This is a genomic window from Parachryseolinea silvisoli, assembly GCF_021190955.1.
Classification (GTDB): Bacteria; Bacteroidota; Bacteroidia; order Cytophagales; family Cyclobacteriaceae; genus Ohtaekwangia; species Ohtaekwangia silvisoli.
Genome location: NZ_JAIOAO010000003.1, coordinates 605,003 through 624,190, shown reverse-complemented (window position 1 = coordinate 624,190; position 19,188 = coordinate 605,003). Strand labels below are relative to the sequence as shown.

The 19,188-nt window shown below is 51.9% G+C and carries 20 protein-coding genes; 18 read left to right on the top strand and 2 right to left on the bottom strand.

Translation table 11 applies throughout. The features are described 5' to 3' along the window. Positions 1-5 precede the first annotated feature (5 nt). From sufD to lepB, 7 genes are all read left to right on the top strand, one after another. Complete coding sequence (gene sufD, locus K7P01_RS19760; RefSeq protein WP_267296260.1) at positions 6-1,319, top strand: Fe-S cluster assembly protein SufD; 1,314 nt, start codon at positions 6-8, stop codon at positions 1,317-1,319. 2 nt (positions 1,320-1,321) lie between these two features. Beyond that, positions 1,322-2,566 (top strand): aminotransferase class V-fold PLP-dependent enzyme, encoded by a 1,245-nt coding sequence (locus K7P01_RS19755; RefSeq protein ID WP_317987625.1) that lies wholly within the window; start codon positions 1,322-1,324, stop codon positions 2,564-2,566. Further along, positions 2,563-2,997 carry a SufE family protein gene (locus K7P01_RS19750; RefSeq protein ID WP_267296258.1) on the top strand — a complete coding sequence of 145 codons (435 nt, stop codon included), beginning with the start codon at positions 2,563-2,565 and terminating at the stop codon, positions 2,995-2,997. Before K7P01_RS19755 ends, K7P01_RS19750 begins: the two co-directional genes overlap by 4 nt. Further along, a complete protein-coding gene (locus tag K7P01_RS19745) occupies positions 2,994-3,347 on the top strand; it encodes an SUF system Fe-S cluster assembly protein (RefSeq protein ID WP_254083055.1) in 354 nt (117 codons plus the stop codon). The genes K7P01_RS19750 and K7P01_RS19745 overlap by 4 nt, the downstream gene beginning before the upstream one ends. A 47-nt stretch (positions 3,348-3,394) precedes the next feature. Then, positions 3,395-3,811 carry a BrxA/BrxB family bacilliredoxin gene (locus tag K7P01_RS19740; RefSeq protein ID WP_254083054.1) on the top strand — a complete coding sequence of 139 codons (417 nt, stop codon included), beginning with the start codon at positions 3,395-3,397 and terminating at the stop codon, positions 3,809-3,811. 90 nt (positions 3,812-3,901) lie between these two features. After that, entirely contained in the window at positions 3,902-4,609 is a 708-nt protein-coding gene (gene dapB / locus K7P01_RS19735) for a 4-hydroxy-tetrahydrodipicolinate reductase (RefSeq protein WP_267296253.1), read from the top strand. Between the two features lie 71 nt (positions 4,610-4,680). Further along, on the top strand, positions 4,681-6,156 hold the full coding sequence (lepB, locus tag K7P01_RS19725) for a signal peptidase I (protein WP_317987624.1): 1,476 nt from the start codon (positions 4,681-4,683) through the stop codon (positions 6,154-6,156). A gap of 77 nt (positions 6,157-6,233) precedes the next feature. On the opposite strand, the gene ung is transcribed toward lepB, so the two are convergent. Further along, entirely contained in the window at positions 6,234-6,896 is a 663-nt protein-coding gene (gene ung, locus K7P01_RS19720; protein ID WP_267296251.1) for a uracil-DNA glycosylase, read from the bottom strand. A 150-nt stretch (positions 6,897-7,046) separates the two neighbouring features. Between ung and apaG the strand changes: the two genes are divergently transcribed. From apaG to K7P01_RS19675, 9 genes are all read left to right on the top strand, one after another. Then, positions 7,047-7,433, top strand: coding sequence for a Co2+/Mg2+ efflux protein ApaG (gene apaG / locus K7P01_RS19715; protein ID WP_254083051.1), 387 nt, complete (start codon positions 7,047-7,049; stop codon positions 7,431-7,433). Between the two features lie 39 nt (positions 7,434-7,472). Then, a complete protein-coding gene (locus tag K7P01_RS19710) occupies positions 7,473-8,252 on the top strand; it encodes an O-methyltransferase (protein WP_267296248.1) in 780 nt (259 codons plus the stop codon). 54 nt (positions 8,253-8,306) lie between these two features. Next, positions 8,307-9,236, top strand: a complete 930-nt coding sequence (locus K7P01_RS19705; protein WP_267296246.1) for a coiled-coil domain-containing protein — start codon at positions 8,307-8,309, stop codon at positions 9,234-9,236. Between the two features lie 136 nt (positions 9,237-9,372). Continuing rightward, entirely contained in the window at positions 9,373-9,750 is a 378-nt protein-coding gene (rpsF, locus tag K7P01_RS19700; RefSeq protein WP_267296244.1) for a 30S ribosomal protein S6, read from the top strand. Beyond that, positions 9,747-9,998, top strand: coding sequence for a 30S ribosomal protein S18 (gene rpsR, locus K7P01_RS19695; RefSeq protein WP_254083047.1), 252 nt, complete (start codon positions 9,747-9,749; stop codon positions 9,996-9,998). The genes rpsF and rpsR overlap by 4 nt, the downstream gene beginning before the upstream one ends. A 30-nt stretch (positions 9,999-10,028) precedes the next feature. Then, positions 10,029-10,472, top strand: coding sequence for a 50S ribosomal protein L9 (rplI, locus tag K7P01_RS19690; RefSeq protein WP_267296240.1), 444 nt, complete (start codon positions 10,029-10,031; stop codon positions 10,470-10,472). A gap of 158 nt (positions 10,473-10,630) precedes the next feature. Next, positions 10,631-12,085: a circularly permuted type 2 ATP-grasp protein gene (locus K7P01_RS19685; RefSeq protein ID WP_267296238.1), complete on the top strand. Its 1,455-nt coding sequence runs from the start codon at positions 10,631-10,633 to the stop codon at positions 12,083-12,085. A 33-nt stretch (positions 12,086-12,118) separates the two neighbouring features. Continuing rightward, a complete protein-coding gene (locus K7P01_RS19680; RefSeq protein WP_267296236.1) occupies positions 12,119-13,054 on the top strand; it encodes an alpha-E domain-containing protein in 936 nt (311 codons plus the stop codon). An 11-nt stretch (positions 13,055-13,065) separates the two neighbouring features. Beyond that, on the top strand, positions 13,066-14,028 hold the full coding sequence (locus tag K7P01_RS19675; protein WP_267296234.1) for a transglutaminase family protein: 963 nt from the start codon (positions 13,066-13,068) through the stop codon (positions 14,026-14,028). 58 nt (positions 14,029-14,086) lie between these two features. Here the strand turns inward: K7P01_RS19675 and nagB are convergent, their stop codons facing one another. Then, a complete protein-coding gene (gene nagB, locus K7P01_RS19670) occupies positions 14,087-15,991 on the bottom strand; it encodes a glucosamine-6-phosphate deaminase (RefSeq protein ID WP_267296232.1) in 1,905 nt (634 codons plus the stop codon). A 136-nt stretch (positions 15,992-16,127) separates the two neighbouring features. Here nagB and K7P01_RS19665 point away from each other — a divergent pair, with 136 nt between their 5' ends. Next, positions 16,128-17,108, top strand: coding sequence for a GSCFA domain-containing protein (locus K7P01_RS19665; protein WP_267296230.1), 981 nt, complete (start codon positions 16,128-16,130; stop codon positions 17,106-17,108). Continuing rightward, positions 17,105-19,174 carry a thioredoxin domain-containing protein gene (locus K7P01_RS19660; RefSeq protein ID WP_267296228.1) on the top strand — a complete coding sequence of 690 codons (2,070 nt, stop codon included), beginning with the start codon at positions 17,105-17,107 and terminating at the stop codon, positions 19,172-19,174. Before K7P01_RS19665 ends, K7P01_RS19660 begins: the two co-directional genes overlap by 4 nt. The last annotated feature ends 14 nt before the right edge of the window (positions 19,175-19,188 follow it).

The following is a 19,188-nucleotide window of genomic DNA, read 5'->3' as shown; positions in this document are numbered from 1 at the left end:
TCGTCATGAGCGTTACTGTAACCGACAACAATACAACCTCGGAGCTAGCCGCATTGCTCGATAAGCAACGGGTAGCTACTGCCTCCGACGCCGCCCTGCGCAAAGATGCCACCGACGCCTTCCGTGCCGTGGGCCTTCCTGCTGCAAAGGCTGAAGAATACCGGTTTACGCCGGTTACCCGCATCCTGGAAAAACAGTTCACCCTGTCACAGCCGACACCGGCGGGGCAGGTAAGCCGGGTGAAAGACTTTACCATTGCCGGCCTGGAAGCCGACACCCTAGTCTTTATCAACGGCGTATTTTCCCCTGCAGATTCCAGCATACAAGATACAACAGCGTTGACCATCCTGCCCCTGCAGGAGGCCCTGGCTACTCACACCGCCCTGGTATTAAAACACCTTGGCCAATATGCCGACACCGCCGCCGATGCGTTTACCGCCTGGAACACCGCCGCGTGGACGAATGGCCTGTTTGTACACGTTCCTGACAACAAAGTTGTCGAGCGCCCTATTATTTTGTATCACTTGCACGACGCCAGCGAAGGCCAGGTCATTACCGCGACCCGCAACCTGATCGTAGTGGGCAAGAATGCCGAGGTCACCATCCTGGAGAAATATGACTCCACCGGTGCATCGCCGTCGTTTTCCAACCAGGTGACGGAAGCCGTCGTAGCTGAAAATGCGGGCTTGAATCTCTACAGCATTCAACACGACGCCGGCCAACGTTACCAGGTCGGAACGATCCGCATACAACAAGCAAACTACAGCCGCGTGAATACCTTCACATTCACGCTCAATGGTAAGCTTGTACGCAACAACCTGCAATTGGTACTGGACGGCGAAGGCATCGAATCGCACATGTACGGTTTATATTTGTTAACTGGCGACACCTTGGCGGACAACCACACCGTGGTGGACCACCGCAAGCCCAACTCCTTTAGCAACGAGCTGTACAAGGGCGTTATGGACGGTACCTCGCGCGGTGTATTTAACGGCAAGATTTACGTACGCCCACAAGCACAGAAGACGAACGCCTTCCAGGCGAACCGTAATATTCTGCTGAGTCCTACAGCCATCGTCAACACGAAGCCACAGCTCGAAATCTGGGCTGACGACGTGAAATGCTCGCACGGCTGTACCTCGGGTCAGCTGGACGAAGAAGCAGTCTTCTACCTGCGTTCCCGCGGCATCGACAAGCTGTCGGCACAGGCCATGATGCTGTACGCCTTTACCGGCGAAGTCCTGACCAACGTGAAAAACCCGGTGGTGAAGGAATACCTCGACAACCTGATTAGCCAACGGCTACACAAAAACTTTTGAGTATGACCTCCTCTCCTGCTGTCGCCCGTGTACTGGATGTTGAAGCGATTCGGAAACAGTTTCCGATTCTGCACCAACAAGTAAACGGTCGTGACCTGGTATATTTTGACAACGCAGCCACCTCGCAGAAGCCGCTTGTCGTGATCGATGCCCTGATTGGTTATTACAAGGGCTATAATGCCAACATCCACCGGGGCATCCATACGCTGGCGGAGAAGGCGACGAAGGCATATGAAGAAACCCGTCACACGGCGCGCACCTTTATCAACGCCCGTTCCGAACAGGAGATCATCTTCACCCGCGGTGTAACCGAGAGCCTCAACCTGGTGGCTTCCTCGTACGGTCGTGCGTTTCTAAAGACCAACGACGAGATCATCATCAGTGGGTTGGAGCATCACTCCAACATCGTTCCCTGGCAGATCGTCTGCGAAGCTACTGGTGCCGTACTGCGTGTCATTCCCGTTCTGGAGAATGGCGCGTTGGATATGGAAGCCTATAAGAAGCTGCTATCGCCGCGCACCAGAGTGGTGTCGGTAAACCATGCTTCCAATAGCCTGGGCACGATCAATCCCGTAAAAGAGATTATCGCCCTGGCGCATGCCGCCGGTGCAGTAGCCGTAATCGACGGCGCGCAAACAGGTGCTCACGTCGTCATCGACGTACAAGACCTGGACTGCGACTTCTACTGTCTCTCTTCGCACAAGATGTACGGCCCGACCGGCACCGGTTTGCTTTACGGCAAACGTGAACTACTGGAGAAAATGCCACCTTACCAGGCTGGTGGCGAGATGATCAAAGATGTAACCTTCGCCAAGACGACATACAACGATCTGCCCTATAAGTTCGAAGCCGGTACACCCAACATTGCCGATGTAGTAGCCTATAAATACGCCATGGACTTTATTCTCGACCTGGGCCGTGAGAACATCGCCACCCACGAACATGCATTGTTGACTTATGCTACTGAGCGCGTTTCGGCACTGAAGGGCGTGCGACTGATCGGCACGGCACCGCAAAAGGTGGGTGTCCTTTCGTTCGGTGTGGAAGGCATCCATCACTTTGACATTGGGCAGATGCTCGACTCCCGTGGCATTGCCGTACGTACAGGACACCACTGCACACAGCCGCTCATGGAGTGTTTCCAGGTAGAAGGAACCGTACGTGCCTCATTCGCTGTTTACAACACGAAAAAAGAGATCGACCAACTGGTGGAGGGTCTCGAGCGGATCATCAACTTCATGAAATGAGCATCGAGGAAACTCAGGACGCAATCACCGAAGAATTCTCTCTCCTGGACGGCGACCGCGAAATGGCGGTGTTCTACCTGATGGAACTGGGTCAGAAGCTTCCCGAAATGCCGGAAGCCGACAAAACCGAAGACAACGTCGTAAAAGGTTGCCAATCAAAGGTATGGCTCTCCGGCCAGATCCAAGACGGCAAGGTCCAGTTCGTGGCGGACAGCAACACCGCGATTACCAAGGGCCTTGTAAGCTTGCTGGTGCGAATCTTTAACGGACAGACGCCCGACGCTATTTTAAATGCCAACCTTACGTTCATGAACCGCATCGGTATGGAACGCTTTATTGGCACGCAACGTTCTAATGGTTTCGGAGCCATGATCAAACAGATGAAACTGTATGCCCTGGCGTTTAAGACAAAAATGCAAGTAAACTCATGAGCGAACCGGCCAGTTCTACCGAACAACACACCTCCACTACAGCCATTCCGGATCTGCAGGAGAAAGTTCTTCAAGCCATTAAGACCGTTTACGATCCCGAAATTCCGGTGGATGTTTATGAGCTTGGCTTGATCTATGAGATTAACGTCTACCCCGTCAATAACGTTTATATACAAATGACGCTCACGTCGCCCTCATGCCCTTCCGCAGAATCTATTCCTGGCGAAGTACAGCAGAAATTAAAGGCGATTGAAGGCGTGAACGATGTGAAGGTAGAGTTGACGTTTGACCCACCCTATTCGCAAGACATGATGAGTGAGGCGGCCAAGCTTGAACTAGGATTTTTATAATTTGTTATAATAACAGTACAATCCGATTTAACTTTGCAAAAAACAATATGTATCCCGAACAATTAGTGGCGCCCATGCGCAGCGATCTGACCAGCGCTGGGTTCTCTGAACTGAAGACTTCTGAGGAAGTCGATAATTGTCTGAAGAATCAGCAAGGTACTACCCTGCTGGTCATCAACTCTGTATGTGGATGTGCTGCCGGTGCAGCGCGTCCGGGTGTGAAATGGGCTGTCGAGCATGCCGGCAAAAAGCCGCAGCAGCTGACAACGGTTTTCGCCGGTGTTGATAAGGAAGCCGTTTCTAAAGCACGGGAATATACCCTGCCTTACCCGCCATCTTCACCTGCCATCGCCCTGTTTAAAGATGGCGAGCTCGTCCATTTTGTTGAACGCCACCACATTGAAGGCCGCAACGCCCAAATGATCGGCCAACACCTGGTCGAAGTGTTTGAAGAGTTTTGCTAGTCGTATAGACGAATCCGAACTAAAAACTTTCCGGGAGCACTAAACTTTCGGAAAGTTTTTAGTTTTACGGCGAACTCGACAAACCCTTACATGAACATCATCCTTCTCGGCTACGGAAAAATGGGAAAAATCATTGAGCGCGTAGCCCTCGAGCGCGGCCATACCATCTCCGCGCGCATCGACCTTCACAACCAACACGAATTTGAAACCGCCTCGGGCGACGTTGCTATTGAATTCTCTCACCCCGACGCTGCCTTCGAAAATGTGCGCAGAACCCTGCTGAATGATATTCCGGTAGTCTGCGGAACAACCGGCTGGCTGACACGTAAGCCCGAGATTGAAGCCCTTTGCCAGGAGCGCAACGGTGCATTTTTCTACGCCTCCAATTACAGCGTCGGCGTGAACATCTTTTTTAAGTTGAACGAGTACCTGGCCAAAATGGTCCGGAATATGCCAGAATACGACGTGGAGATGAACGAGATCCACCATGCGGAAAAACGAGATGCCCCCAGTGGCACTGCCATTACCCTGGCAGAAGGAACCATGAAACACCTGCCCCGCAAAAAGGGCTGGGTGAACCAGGACACCGGCAACCCCGACGACCTTGTTATCAGTTCCTTCCGAATCGACCAGGTACCCGGCACCCATGTCGTGAAATACGCCTCCCCCATTGACGATATCGAGATCAAACACATCGCACATTCCCGCGAAGGCTTTGCAAAAGGTGCGGTGATGGTGGCCGAATGGATCAAGGACAAAAAAGGTGTTCTTTCCATGGACGATTACTTGAAATTTTAAGGCCGTTCCAGCGACTAACCGTCTAAATCGATTATTTTATCTTTATTTACAGGTTTTCAAGAACATAATTTATGGCAGGTTACGAATATCTTATCATGTTGGGCTTTGTGCTCGTCTTCGTCCCCTCGTATGTCGGGATGTGGAAGTTGTTTGAAAAAGCAGGCGAACCCGGCTGGAAATCGCTTATCCCTATTTACGGCCAGATTGTGCTTCTGAAAATCGTGGGACGCCCCTGGTCCTGGATCTTTTATTTATTGATTCCTGTCATTGGTCAGATTATCGCCATTGGCGTAGTCGCCGACCTGCTGAAATCGTTTGGCAAAGAAAAGGTTCATCAGATCGCCGCCGCGGTCGTTTTCCCATTCATCTATTTTCCCTACATGGGCTTTGCCAAAGATGTAAAGTATAAAGGGCCCGCGACACAGATCCACGGCGAGAAATCTACCCGTCAGGAATGGACAGAAGCCATTGGCTTTGCCGTAATCGCTGCGACCCTGATCCGCTGGCTGATCATGGAAGCCTATACCATTCCTACGCCCTCCATGGAAAACTCGCTGCTCGTAGGCGACTTCCTGTTTGTCAGCAAATTCCACTACGGTACCCGCACCACGACAACGCCACTACAAATACCACTGACCCACCAGAAAATCTGGTTTACGAATGTTCCTTCTTACCTGGAATGGGTCAAGCTACCCCAATATCGTCTGCCCGGCATCAGCAAAGTGAAGCGCGAAGATGTAGTCGTCTTCAACGTGCCGCCCAAAGGGTTGAACGATGGCATCGACTACCCGGTGGATCTCAAGACGAACTATATTAAACGCTGTGTAGCCGTAGCCGGCGACACGCTGTCGATCAAGGACCAGCAGGTATATATCAACGGGGTGGCATCCCCCGTACCGCCGGAGATACAGTTCAGCTACCTGATCTTATCCGACGGTCCCATTAGCGAACGAAACCTGTCCGCCCTCGGCCTGAGCGTTGAAGACTACCAGGAACACGGCCGTCAGGGTGACGGAAAGTTTGCCTACCAGATGTGGCTGACCAAGAGCCGTGCGGAAGAGATCAAGACCCTGCCGTACATCCGCGCCATCGAAGCACAGAAACGCATACACGACGAAGGCACCATTCCCTACTCGAGCTACTACGATTGGTATGGCGGGCCCGACTCCACCCGGTTATTCCGCTGGTCGACCGATAACTTCGGTCCGCTATGGATCCCGAAAGAAGGTGCGACCATCAACATCGACAAATCAACCCTGGCACTGTATGGCACAACCATCAAGCTATACGACCATAACAAAAATGTAAAGATCGACGGCGACAAGCTCTTCATCGACGGTCAACCCGTGACCAGCTATACCTTTAAGCAAAATTATTACTTCATGATGGGCGACAACCGTCACAACTCCCTCGACTCACGCTTCTGGGGTTTTGTGCCGGAAGATCACATTGTCGGAAAAGCATTCTTTATCTGGCTGTCCGTCGACAAAGGCTCCGGCCTCGCCAACCGTATCCGCTGGAATCGCTTCTTTAAGCTGATTAAATAGCTTTATAGCATAAAAGCAAAAGCCCTCTTGTTCATAACAAGGGGGCTTTTTTATGATGTCTCTTACACCGTGGCTGATCACCATTCAATAGGTGTCAGCCCCTGCTTCACGAGGTACTCGTTCGTCTTACTAAAATGTTTGTTTCCAAAAAAGCCGCGGTCGGCCGAGAAAGGCGACGGGTGTGGCGACATCAGCACCAGGTGCTTGCTGCGGTCGATGACTTCACCCTTTTTCTGTGCATACGATCCCCACAACAGGAATACCACATGCTGGCGTTCGTCCGATATATGCCTGATGACGGCGTCGGTAAAGGTCTCCCATCCTTTGTTCTGGTGTGAGCCCGGGGACGATGCCCGCACGGTGAGCGTCGCATTTAGCAGGAGTACTCCTTGCCGGGCCCAGCGCTCCAGGTTACCGGTCGCGGGTATAGGTTTACCCAAGTCGGCATGTATCTCTTTGAAAATATTTACCAGGGACGGGGGAATCCGTATCCCGTCGTGCACCGAGAAGCACAGGCCATTGGCCTGACCTGCGCCATGATACGGGTCCTGGCCCAGGATAACCACTTTTACATCGCTAAAATCACAGGCATCGAACGCATTAAAGATCTCCTTGCCCGGCGGGTATACCGTTTGGGTTTGATACTCTTGTTTGACAAAATCAATGAGGGTTGTGAAGTACGGCTTGGTGAATTCACTGGCCAGACGGGCCTTCCAGGAAGGCGCAATTTTAACATCCATCCCTAAAACTAATGGGTGGCGTTAAACGATACAAGAAAAAGCATTGTCTGGAATCAGAAAGCAAATAATACCACTGATTTTCAGCCACTTAAACAAGTATTAACGCCCTCCACTTGGGAATTCTAAAATTTTGATATTTTTGATGCTAACATGGTAACGGAAATCACCAAAGGGATTAAAGTAACAGTGGAGACGGAGTATCAGCCGGCATATTCCAGCCCGAGCCAATACCATTATGTCTTCACGTACCGCATCACAATCGAAAACCAGAGTGATTACACCATCCAGTTGTTGCGCCGTCACTGGCACATTCACGATGCCGGCTTTAGCCCGCGCGAAGTAGAAGGTGAAGGCGTCGTAGGGCAACAACCTGTGTTGGAGCCCGGCCAAACCCACCAGTATGTTTCCGGGTGCAACCTGAAGTCGGGCATCGGTAAGATGGTTGGCACCTACCTAATGGAACGCGTCGTAGACGGTGTGAAGGTAGAGGTTAATATCCCATCGTTTACCATGGTCGCCCCGATTCGTCTGAACTAGCGCCGCTGCACAACCGGCACTCGTTACCCGCTCCGCTGCATGCCCACGCGCTTTCAATTTCAAACATACTTTACTTACTGGCTCGACGCAGTCAATAAGCACTCGCTGCATTCACCTTTTTTCTTTGACTTTTATACCCGCGTAGTGGCCCCGGCGCCGCGTCCATCCCGACTTCAAATGCTGGAATCCATACGCGCGTCGCTACTACAAAACACCACCCGCATGACCATCCAGGACCTGGGTGCCGGTCCACAGCAGGGTCAGACTACAGCGCGCACGGTACAGTCTATCGCCCGCACGAGCATCAGCCCCGAGCGGTTTTCACATCTATATCATCGCATTATCCGCCACTTCGGCCATACCCACGTACTCGAGCTGGGCACTTCGCTGGGTCTCAACACACTTTACCTGGCCACGGCCGGCGCCCAGGTCACCACCTTTGAAGGCGCTCCCGAAATAGCCGACATAGCGCGTGGTGTCTTTGCACAACAACCCGCGGCACGCATACGCCTGATGGAAGGCGACATTATAAACACACTGCCGGCCTACCTGGCGTCGTCAGGCAAGGTGGACCTGGCTTTTGTCGATGCCAACCATCGCTATGAGCCTACCACACGTTACTTTCAGTTGCTGCTGCAGAAAGTGCACGCCCAAAGCATGCTCATCTTCGACGATATACACTACACGCCAGGCATGGAACAAGCCTGGGAAGAGATACGGAGACATCCATTGGTCTATGGCAGTGCCGACCTGTACCGCTGTGGAATTTTGTTTTTTGACCCGTCATTGAACAAACAGCACGTTGTATTGCAGTATTAATCATTGAATTACAGCGGAAGAAATTTTACTTTTGCGGTTGAACAAAAGCCCACTATGAGCGAACCGACAAACATTTCTCCTGTAGAGCAGACTCCAAAGAAGTCGAACAAGAATGCCATCATCATTGCACTAATGGCGGTCATCATCGTTGTACAGGGGGTAAAGATATTTCTCGACAGCCGCGAGCACCAGACACTCGTAGCGGAAAAGACCTCTACCGAGCAAGAGCTGGCCTCTACCATGCAGCGCATGACCGAAATCCGCGAGGAGCTCGACGCCAAGATCGCCGAAGTAAAAAAGCTGGGTGGCGACATCTCTGACCTCGAAAAAGCCAAGGCTGAAGTCGACGCCGAACTGAAACGCTCCAAGCGCGCCACCGGCAAGGAGATCAAAGCCCTCAAGGATAAAGTGGAAGGCTACGAGTTGCTGTTGAAGACCAAGGATGAAGAGATCGATAAACTGAAGCACGTCAACAAGGCCCTGCTGACCGAAAACACCTCGCTTAAAACACAAAAGAACCAACTTGGCGACTCCATTAATCGCCTGAGCCAAACCAAGGAAGAGCTGGCCACCAAGGTAGCCATTGCCTCCGAGCTCAAAGCTGAGAACGTCCGTATCGTGGCACTGAGCGACCGCGGCAAAGAGCGTGATTCACCTTTCAAGAGCCGCCAAATCAGCAAGCTGAAAGCCGAATTTAACATTGCTGAAAACAATGTCGCTCCGATTGAGGGCAAAAAGATCATGATCCGTATCGTAGACGAAAACGGCCAGGTCATCTTCGATGTAGCCCGGGGCTCCGGCACCTTCATTTACAACGGCAAAGAAGAGTTCTATACCGCCTCCCAGGAGATCCTGTTTGACAACACCAAGCAGAAACTGGTCTACACCTACGAAAAAGGCTCAGACTATGCTTCCGGCACGTATACTCTGGAAATCTATTGCAACGACTACAAAATGGGCTCCGGCCAGTTTGTAGTGAAATAATGGTGACTGACGAAGATAAAGGCTTGCCAAAGCCGCTGAAAAGGTCCAAAAACGCATAAATCCCCGATTTTTTGGCTCATTCGTTTCTCCATTCCACGATTTTCTCTACCTTTGCAGCCTCAAATAAAAAACTATCATGAGAAACTACGAGACGGTATTCATTTTAAATCCCGTTTTGTCTGAAGATCAGGCAAAGGATACTGTCGATAAGTTCGTGAAAGTGTTGAAGAAGGCCAATGCCGATGTATTGAACATCGAGAATTGGGGCTTGAAGAAGATGGCTTACCCCATCAACAAAAAGTCTACAGGCTTCTACAACCTGATCGAATTCAAGGCCGACGCGCCCGTTATCGACACCCTGGAGACTGAGTACAGACGGGACGAATCCATTATGCGCTTCCTGACGACCGTGCTGGATAAGCATGCTATCGTTTACAACGAACGCAGACGCAAAGGCGAATTCAAAAACAAAAAACAAGCTGTTAAAAAAGCCGAGGAGGAGCGCGTAAAATGACATTAATGAACGAACCCATCAAGCGCGCAGAGGTTAAGCCGAAGTACTGCCGCTTCAAGAAGAACGGTATCAAGTACATCGACTACAAAGATCCCGACTTCCTGCTGAAGTTCATCAACGAGCAAGGCAAAATCCTGCCCCGCCGTTTGACTGGCACCAGCCTGAAATTTCAGAAGAAAGTAGCACAAGCTGTGAAGCGTGCCCGCCACCTGGCCATTCTTCCGTACACAGGCGATTCTTTGAAATAACAATTCCAGGACCCTTAACGATATACGAACATGGAAGTAATTTTGAAACAGGACGTATTGGGCCTTGGCTATAAGAACGACATCGTGAAGGTGAAAGCCGGATATGGTAACAACTACCTGATTCCCAATGGCTACGCCCTCATCGCCAACGACTCGAACAAAAGACTGGTAAACGAAAACGTACGCCAGGCTGCTCACAAAGCGGCAAAGATCAAGCAAGACGCAGAAGCACTGGCTGGCCGCCTGGGCGATCTGACCATCGAGATCCGGACGAAAGCCGGTGAAACTGGTAAGATCTTCGGTGCCGTTACTGCCCTGCAGATTGCTGATGCGCTGAAAGCAAAAGGCTTTGACATCGACCGTAAAAAAGTGCACCTGAAGGAAGCCCCCAAGCAACTCGGTACTTATACCGTAGGCCTGGACCTCCACAAGGAAGTGAAGCACGAGATTAAGGTTAGCGTCGTAGCTGACTAACAACGACTTCGTCATTGTGAACATACAAAGAGCCCCATCGGGGCTCTTTGCTTTTATATCCCTGGGAGCCGCTCATTCGATTGCGGAAATATTGTTTTAACATACAGTTAAAATGACCTACCTCGTTGGTACTTTAGGTTAAACCGAACCTAAACACCATGACCCAGGCTGCCGAAATATTCCAGCACTATGGCATCAGCCATTCCCCCCTATGGGACGAAATGTTCGGCAGCGACGGCATCCGCCAGCACTACCGCGGCATAGCCGACTTTCTCACCAACATTTCACCCGCTGAGCTTTCCAAAAAGGAAGAGCTTGCCCGACGGCTCTTCATGAGTCAGGGCATTACTTTTACCGTATACTCCAGCGGTGAAGGCATCGAAAAGATCTTTCCCTTCGACATTATTCCGCGCATCATCACCTCCACCGAATGGACGTTTATCGAGCAAGGGATTAAACAACGACTGCGCGCGTTGAATCTGTTCTTGCGCGATGTATACCACGAACAATTTATTCTCAAAGACGGGGTTGTACCTGTCGAGCTCGTCTACTCTTGTCCGCACTACCTGCGCGAAATGCAGGGCATCAATGTACCGCACGATATCTATGTACACATTGCTGGCATCGACCTGATCCGCGACTATGACGGAACGTTTTACGTGCTGGAAGACAACTTGCGTACGCCCTCGGGAGTGTCTTACATGATCGAGAACCGCGAAATCACCAAACGTATTTTCCCCGATCTCATACCTCAGAACCATGTACGCCCGGTAACACACTACCCTACCATTCTCTATAAAAACCTAATGGCCCTATCGCCGCGCAAAGTGGCGTCGCCCAACATCGTCTTACTGACCCCGGGCATCTATAACTCCGCGTACTTTGAGCATACGACCCTGGCCCGCCTCATGGGGGTGGAACTGGTGGAAGGACGCGACCTGGTGGTGGAAAATCACAAGGTATATATGAAGACTACCGCAGGACTGCAGCAAGTCGACGTGATCTACCGCCGCGTGGACGACCATTACCTTGACCCGCTGGTGTTCGACCCGAGCAGCGTACTGGGTGTATCCGGCATTCTTTCCGCCTATCGCAAAGGTAACGTAGCCATCGTCAACTCCATCGGCAACGGCGTAGCCGACGACAAAGCTATTTATGCGTATGTTCCGGATATGATTCGCTATTACCTGAACGAAGAGCCCATTCTTCGAAATGTACCGACCTACCAACTCGGCAAACCCGACGAGCGTGAGTATGTATTGTCAAGTATCAACACTATGGTAGTGAAGAAAACAAACGAATCCGGCGGATATGGCATGCTGATGGGACATGCCGCCAGCGAGCAGGAAATTGACGAGTATAAAAAACAGATTCTGCGCGACCCCCGACAGTTTATTGCGCAGCCTACCATCAGTCTGTCGGCATCGCCCTGTTACATCGATGGTAAAGTGCAGCCCCGACGCGTAGATCTCCGGCCGTTCGCGTTGTATGGCCCCGACGGTATCGAAATTGTACCGGGCGGGCTTACCCGCGTAGCGCTGCGGGAGGGATCGCTGGTCGTTAACTCGTCGCAGGGTGGCGGGAGTAAAGACACCTGGGTATTGTCTGTCTAAGGGAATGATAAAAGAACGTAAACCACCAACCGTATGCTAAGCCGTGTGGCCGATTCGTTGTACTGGATGTCGCGTTATATGGAGCGAACCGACAGTTTGTTAAGAATTCTCATGATCAACCACCTGTCGTCGCAGGACGACGTCCAGGCTTTTACGTGGCAGCCGGTGTTGCGGGCTTTCACCGAGCTCCAGGAAGAAGACGTCGCCCGCATGGAACGCAGCGGCCGGCAAGTACTACAATATATGGTGCTCGGCCGCGACAATCCCAACTCGGTGCTCAACATGGTAGTCCAGTCGCGCGAGAACGCACGCTCCGTACAGGACAATCTTACCAAAGAGCTTTGGCAATGCCTGAATGAATTTTACCATGTCGTGCGCGAACCCCGACTGCAGCATGCATTGCAACACGAAGATCCCGTGACAGTACTCGACTCATTGATAAAACAATGTATGTTATACTATGGAGTGGCCGACATCACCATGTTCCGGGGTGAGGGGTTGTGCTTCATGAACCTGGGCAAGTATCTTGAACGCACCATTCAATCAGCTGATATTCTCGACCTGAAGTTCCACGATTTGTCGTACGATCTTGACAAACCTACGGATACAACCTACTGGAAATACTTGCTGATGTCGGTATCAGGGTATGCGTTGTACCTCAAGCGGTACCGGTCGGGTTTCGAAGCGCGCAACGTGGTGGACCAGGTTCTGTTTAATATCGATTTTCCGCGGTCGATCCTTTACTCGGTCAATCAGCTGCACCGTTACTTCGGGCGCCTGCGAGGCGACCAGAACCAGGAAGGTTATGCCAAAGTGGACTTCCTCATCGGCAAGCTCAAAAGCCGGTTACAGTATTCCGATGTGCAAGGTGTCTCACGCATCGGCCTGCATCACTACCTGACCGAGATCACGTCTGACATTCATGCGATCGGTCATACATTGAACCAATACTACTTTGCTTACAGTTAATTTTCATCTCCATGTCGACCTTTAAGATCCGGCACATCACGCGTTACCAATACGAAAACAGCGTGCGCGACAGCGCCAACCAGATCATGCTATATCCTGTTCAAGATCCATTCCAGTCGGTCTTGCAACATACTATACATGTTACCGGCAACCCGATGATCGAGCTGCACATAGACATTTTTGGTAATGACGTGGGAACTTTTACACAAGTGCACCCCCACCGGGAACTGGTGATAGACTCCTACCTGCTCGTCAACACCAAACCGCGTGCTATACCGACCGACGATCAGCCCGCTGTCGTACAATGGCAAGCGCTCGAGAGCCTGCGACATCACATCGACTTTATTGATTTTTTGAAAAAGGATCGCTTCGAGGGCGCAGACGAAATTCTGGCGCTGGTGGCACAAGAGCTGCAAACCGGCCACACACCGCTTCAATCTGCGCAGTATTTCAGTCGGTATATCTACCAAAACTTTGAGTATCGCAAAGGCATTACCACGATCGAAACTACACCCGACGAAATCTGGAAATTGAAGTCAGGAGTATGCCAGGACTTTGCTCACCTGCTGTCGATCATCCTGCGTTTTCTAAATATTCCCGCGCGCTATATCAGTGGCTATATCTGTCCGAAAGAAAATGGCATGCGGGGTGAAGGTGCAACCCACGCCTGGGTAGAAGCTTATATTCCTTTTTACGGGTGGTTGGGACTTGACCCTACCAACGACTGTCTCGTAAACGAAACGCACGTAAAGTTGGCGGCAGGCAAAAACTTTTCAGACTGCTCGCCGGTAAAGGGTACATACCGCGGCACCTCCGGCCATTCGTTGGATGTTACAGTGAATGTTTCCTATGAAGACGGTCAGGCTATCTCTCCCGACGTAGTAGCGTATGTGCAACCTAGCGGCACACAGCCCGCCAGTCGCAACTCGTTTCGCCACCACCAGGAAATGCAAATGCAGCAGCAACAGCAATAAACTAAAAGGCCTGGCATTGCTGCCAGGCCTTTGCTATCTGAACTAAAGAGTTTCGTTTCTAGAACTTGTAGCGCACGAAGGCTTCCATCGCTTCGTATTCTGCCAGACCCAACGCATTGTAAGCTTGCGCGGTTGCATGGTTACGATCTTCGGCACGCATCCAGAACTCGCGCTTGTCGCTGCCCGGGAACATGGCGCTGTCTTTCTGCGACTGGTGTTTGAAGACTGCACGACGCTTGCGCATCAGCTCGTCAGGGCTCAGCGGCACAGCCATTTCAATTTGGTCGATGTCCCACTCCTGCCATGCACCGCGGTACAGCCATACCCAGCAATCTTTCATCCAGTCTTTATCTTTCAAACGTCTTACAGCCTCCATGACGGCGGCGAGGCAGACACGGTGTGTGCCGTGCGGGTCGGAAAGGTCACCTGCGGCATAGATTTGATGAGGCTTGATCTTTTCGATCAGATCCATCGTAATCTTGATGTCTTCTTCACCCAGAGGCTTCTTCTTCACGGCACCGGTTTCGTAGAACGGCATGTCGAGGAAGTGCATTTGCTCGTCGGGGATACCAACGTAGCGGCCACCCGCTTTTGCTTCGCCACGGCGAATGAGGCCTTTGATGGACAATACTTCAGGGCTGTCGTTCTCGCCGGGTCCTTTCCCGTGGATGGATTTTACGATTTGCTTATAGAATTTCTCGCCGTCGCCTTTGCTCAGACCGAACTGTTCGTTGAAATCGCGCACGAAGTCCGCAAAGCGTACAGCGTCGTCGTCGAATACAGCGATGTTACCCGAAGTCTGATAGCCTACGTGTACTTCGTGGCCCTGGTCGACCAGGCGGATGAAGGTACCACCCATGGAGATCACGTCGTCGTCAGGGTGTGGCGAGAAGATCAGCGCACGTTTCGGGAACGGCGTGGCACGCTCCGGACGATGGGTATCGTCAGCGTTAGGTTTACCCCCCGGCCAGCCGGTAATAGTATGTTGCAGGTAGTTGAATACTTTGATGTTTACCTGGTAGGCAGAGCCGTACTCGGTAATGATATCGCCCATACCGTGCTCCATATAGTCGTGGTTAGTGAGCTTCAGCACGGACTTCTGTACCGTCTGGCACAGCCACACCACCGCTTTGCGAATCTTTACTTCGTCCCACTCGATGCTTTCCAGCAACCAGGGTGTTTTGATTCGTACAAGCTCAGAGGAAGCCGCATCGTCGAGCACGATGTGGCAGTTGGTATGCTTCTGTAAGAAGGATGAAGGAATCTGGTCCGTGATCGGGCCTTCTACAGCCTTTTTAATCACCCTGGCCTTGCCTTCACCCCAAGCCATCATGATGACCTGCTTGGCTTTGAGGATGGAGCCTACGCCCATGGTAATGGCCTTACGCGGTACGTTCTCCTCGCCAAAGAAGTCGCTTGCCGCGTCGATACGCGTCATCTGGTCGAGTGTCACCAGGCGGGTAAACGATTTTTCGCTCGAGCCGGGCTCGTTGAAGCCGATGTGGCCCGTACGGCCGATACCCAACAGCTGAATGTCGATGCCGCCCAGGCTGTCGATCTTCTGCTCATACTCACGGCAAAAATCGGCAACCTTGTCTTTCGGCAAAGTGCCATCAGGAATATGCACCTGGTTCCTTGGTATATCGATGTGGTTGAACAAGTGCTCGTTCATAAAACGAACGTAGCTTTGCAGCGAGTCAGGCTGCATGGGGTAATACTCGTCCAGGTTGAACGTGTACACATTTTTAAAGCTCAACCCCTCTTTCTGGTGCATCTTTACCAGCTCCGCGTATACACGCGTCGGCGTAGAGCCGGTGGCTAGTCCCAGGACGGCGTGCTTGCCTTCCGCCTGGCGTTTTTTGATCAGGGCGGCAATCTCGCGGGCCGAAGAAAGAGAAGCCTCCTCCGAGCTCTTAAAGATGCTCACCGGAATCTTTTCAAATGCTGTGAGGTCGTTATTCATCGATATAAAATGGTTTATGATACGGTTCTTATCGAAGATGGACATTTCCTATTTTTATTCAGAATTATTGTCCGTCTATGATTCAAAAATACTTCAAAGTATGCGAAATTTTCAAGTGTTTGCGGTAACATAATTTATGAACAGCTTCAGAACCATCCTAAATGCCGGTGTGTCGACACACACACTTGCCATTACCTCGCAGATCCTCTCGCTGGGTTCCTGCTTTGCGGATTCCATCGGCTCGCGGCTGGCCGCCCTCAAGCTCCCCTCCCTGCCCAATCCCTTCGGCACCTTGTACAATCCCCTGTCGATGCACAAAGCCCTGGACTACGCCGCGCGGGCTACGCCTATTCCCGCGCACACCTACCTGCAGCACGACGACATCCATTTAAACTACGACTTCCATTCCGAACTATCTGCGTTGACGCACGACACCCTGGCTCACCGCCTTCAGCACCAGATGGAGACGGTCCATGCCTTTCTACAGCAAACAGATTACCTCCTACTGACGTATGGCAGCGCCTGGGCCTATACCCGCCGGGACACGGGCGAAGTAGTGGCCAACTGCCATAAGCAACCCGCTGCGCTGTTCGACAAGACGTTGCTCACGGCCGAGGCAATTGTCGCTTCGTTTGAATCAACCCTTACTACGCTGCGAGCGCAACATCCCAACCTGCGTGTCATCTTAACAGTCAGTCCCGTACGGCACATCAAGGACACGCTGGTATTGAACAGTGTAAGCAAAAGCGTGCTTCGCGTCGCATGCCATACGTTGCAGGAGCGCCTTGACTATGTGGAGTATTTTCCGGCATTTGAGATCATGCTCGACGACCTGCGCGACTATCGTTTCTACAAAGCCGATCTGCTTCATCCTACCGCAGAAGCAGAGGCCTATATCTGGCAACAGTTCAAGGCACGTTATTTTGATAACGCCCTGCAGGCCTTTGCCGAAAAGTGGGCCAGTATTCAACAAGCATTGACCCATCGTCCGTTTCACCCGGCGTCACAGGCACACCAGAAATTCCTGCGTGACACCTTGCGCCGACTGGAAGAACTAAAATCGTTCGTCGATGTTGAAAAGGAAATCAATACACTAAAATTGCAGCTCATTTCATGAACCCCGCCACCATAAAACACACGAACCGTCTCATACACGCTACCTCTCCATACTTGCTGCAACATGCACACAATCCGGTCGACTGGTATGAATGGGGGACCGAGGCGTTGTCCAAAGCCGTACAAGAGGATAAACCTATCCTTGTCAGCATAGGCTATTCCTCGTGCCATTGGTGCCATGTGATGGAACGCGAGTCATTCGAGAATGAAGACATTGCGCGGGTGATGAACGACCACTTTGTCTGCATCAAAGTAGACCGCGAAGAGCGACCCGATATTGATCAGATATACATGGACGCCGTGCAGGCGCTCGGTGTCAATGGCGGCTGGCCGTTGAATGTATTTCTGACGCCACAGCAAAAACCTTTCTTTGGCGGCACCTATTTCGCCCCGCCGTCGTGGACGCAAATACTTACCAACCTGTACGCTGCCTTCCAGGCTAACCGGGCGCAAGTAGAAGCTACCGCCGAAGAATTACGGCTCCACTTGCTGCGCTCAGAAGTAGAACGCTTCCGGCAAGCCCCGGTAGAAGCAGCGCTGGTCGCCGTCGCGCAAGGACTTTTCCAGAAGCTGTCGTCCAAATTTGATCCGGTATGGGGCGGCATGAGTCGCGCGCCGAAGTTTATCATGCCGGCAGTGTGGCAATGGCTGCTACGCTATCATGTACTGACAGGTCAACCGGATGCCCTACACCATACGCTCCTGACTTTAAAGAAGATCGCCATGGGCGGAATTTATGACCAGGTTGGCGGCGGCTTTGCACGCTACTCCGTAGACGGCGAATGGTTCGCACCGCATTTTGAAAAAATGCTATACGACAATGCCCAGCTGCTAAGCCTATATGCCGAAGCGTATGCCCTGACCCACGACCCCGAATTCCGAACCGTCATTACAGAAACGGTCGGCTGGCTAACCCGCGAAATGACAAGCCCGGCCGGAGGCTTTTATTCCGCCCTCGATGCCGACAGCGAAGGCGAAGAAGGCAAGTATTACGTGTGGACCTACCGTGATTTGGAAGAGGCCCTGGGCGAGCATGCGCCCCTCGTAGCCGAATATTATGCCGCACAACCGGCCGGAAACTGGGAACACGGCCAGAACATCCTGACGCGTCTCGTACCCGATGAAGACTTTCTCAAACAGCAGGAACTGGGCGCAGCCGAATGGCAAACCATCTTACAACAAAGCAAAGACACCCTGCTTCAAAAACGCGAAGGGCGCATCCGCCCCGGATTGGACGACAAGATTATTACCGCCTGGAACGCCCTGACAATCGTCGGCCTGACCGACGCCTACCGGGCGCTGGGCGCCCCTGAGCTACTCACCCTGGCCGAGCAGAACATGCGCTTCCTGGAAAATGAGCTACTGGACGGGCAACAAATATACCGGTCCTACAAAGACCGCCGTTCGCATACCCGCGGCTTCCTCGACGACTATGCCTACCTCATTCAGGCCTATCGCAAGCTTTATGAAGTGACCTTCGACGAATACTGGCTGCGCCGGGCTGCATTCTTCCTGGAAACAACCCTCACGCTATTCTTCGATCCGGCCGATCATTGCTTTTACTATACCGCACACGATGGAGAAGCCTTAATTGCCAGAAAAAAGGAAATCTTCGACAACGTGATTCCTTCGTCCAATGCGCTGATGGCGCAGAATCTATGGCATCTTGGCGTGCTATTGGATCGCGACGACTGGAAGGAAAGCGCCCGGACGCTTGTCTCCGGATTTAGCCGTCTGATCGCGGATGAACCGAATTATATGGCCTATTGGGCCACTGTTTACCTGGAAATGGAAAAAGGATTGGCTGAGATCGTGTTACTTGGCGCCGGATTGGAGGATGTACGCAAGGAAATGCAACGGGAATATTTGCCGTTTGCCGTGTTTATGGGGGCCATCAGCGACAGCAATTTGCCGCTGATAGCCGACAAAACAGTAGCCGATGGAAAAACAACGGTATACGTCTGTTACAACAAGGCTTGTCGACTGCCAGTATACACGGTACCGGAAGCCTTACAACAACTGAAACATGATACACCTACCCTGTCGCCTACTCAACCAAAATATTAGTATTTTCGCCGCGG

What these genes read in the sequence shown, in the direction of transcription:
- sufD (WP_267296260.1), top strand. Translation starts at nt 6, where the DNA reads ATGAGCGTTACTGTAACCGACAACAATACAACCTCGGAGCTAGCCGCA.
- K7P01_RS19755 (WP_317987625.1), top strand. Translation starts at nt 1,322, where the DNA reads ATGACCTCCTCTCCTGCTGTCGCCCGTGTACTGGATGTTGAAGCGATT.
- K7P01_RS19750 (WP_267296258.1), top strand. Translation starts at nt 2,563, where the DNA reads ATGAGCATCGAGGAAACTCAGGACGCAATCACCGAAGAATTCTCTCTC.
- K7P01_RS19745 (WP_254083055.1), top strand. Translation starts at nt 2,994, where the DNA reads ATGAGCGAACCGGCCAGTTCTACCGAACAACACACCTCCACTACAGCC.
- K7P01_RS19740 (WP_254083054.1), top strand. Translation starts at nt 3,395, where the DNA reads ATGTATCCCGAACAATTAGTGGCGCCCATGCGCAGCGATCTGACCAGC.
- dapB (WP_267296253.1), top strand. Translation starts at nt 3,902, where the DNA reads ATGAACATCATCCTTCTCGGCTACGGAAAAATGGGAAAAATCATTGAG.
- lepB (WP_317987624.1), top strand. Translation starts at nt 4,681, where the DNA reads ATGGCAGGTTACGAATATCTTATCATGTTGGGCTTTGTGCTCGTCTTC.
- ung (WP_267296251.1), bottom strand. Translation starts at nt 6,896, where the DNA reads ATGGATGTTAAAATTGCGCCTTCCTGGAAGGCCCGTCTGGCCAGTGAA.
- apaG (WP_254083051.1), top strand. Translation starts at nt 7,047, where the DNA reads ATGGTAACGGAAATCACCAAAGGGATTAAAGTAACAGTGGAGACGGAG.
- K7P01_RS19710 (WP_267296248.1), top strand. Translation starts at nt 7,473, where the DNA reads ATGCCCACGCGCTTTCAATTTCAAACATACTTTACTTACTGGCTCGAC.
- K7P01_RS19705 (WP_267296246.1), top strand. Translation starts at nt 8,307, where the DNA reads ATGAGCGAACCGACAAACATTTCTCCTGTAGAGCAGACTCCAAAGAAG.
- rpsF (WP_267296244.1), top strand. Translation starts at nt 9,373, where the DNA reads ATGAGAAACTACGAGACGGTATTCATTTTAAATCCCGTTTTGTCTGAA.
- rpsR (WP_254083047.1), top strand. Translation starts at nt 9,747, where the DNA reads ATGACATTAATGAACGAACCCATCAAGCGCGCAGAGGTTAAGCCGAAG.
- rplI (WP_267296240.1), top strand. Translation starts at nt 10,029, where the DNA reads ATGGAAGTAATTTTGAAACAGGACGTATTGGGCCTTGGCTATAAGAAC.
- K7P01_RS19685 (WP_267296238.1), top strand. Translation starts at nt 10,631, where the DNA reads ATGACCCAGGCTGCCGAAATATTCCAGCACTATGGCATCAGCCATTCC.
- K7P01_RS19680 (WP_267296236.1), top strand. Translation starts at nt 12,119, where the DNA reads ATGCTAAGCCGTGTGGCCGATTCGTTGTACTGGATGTCGCGTTATATG.
- K7P01_RS19675 (WP_267296234.1), top strand. Translation starts at nt 13,066, where the DNA reads ATGTCGACCTTTAAGATCCGGCACATCACGCGTTACCAATACGAAAAC.
- nagB (WP_267296232.1), bottom strand. Translation starts at nt 15,991, where the DNA reads ATGAATAACGACCTCACAGCATTTGAAAAGATTCCGGTGAGCATCTTT.
- K7P01_RS19665 (WP_267296230.1), top strand. Translation starts at nt 16,128, where the DNA reads ATGAACAGCTTCAGAACCATCCTAAATGCCGGTGTGTCGACACACACA.
- K7P01_RS19660 (WP_267296228.1), top strand. Translation starts at nt 17,105, where the DNA reads ATGAACCCCGCCACCATAAAACACACGAACCGTCTCATACACGCTACC.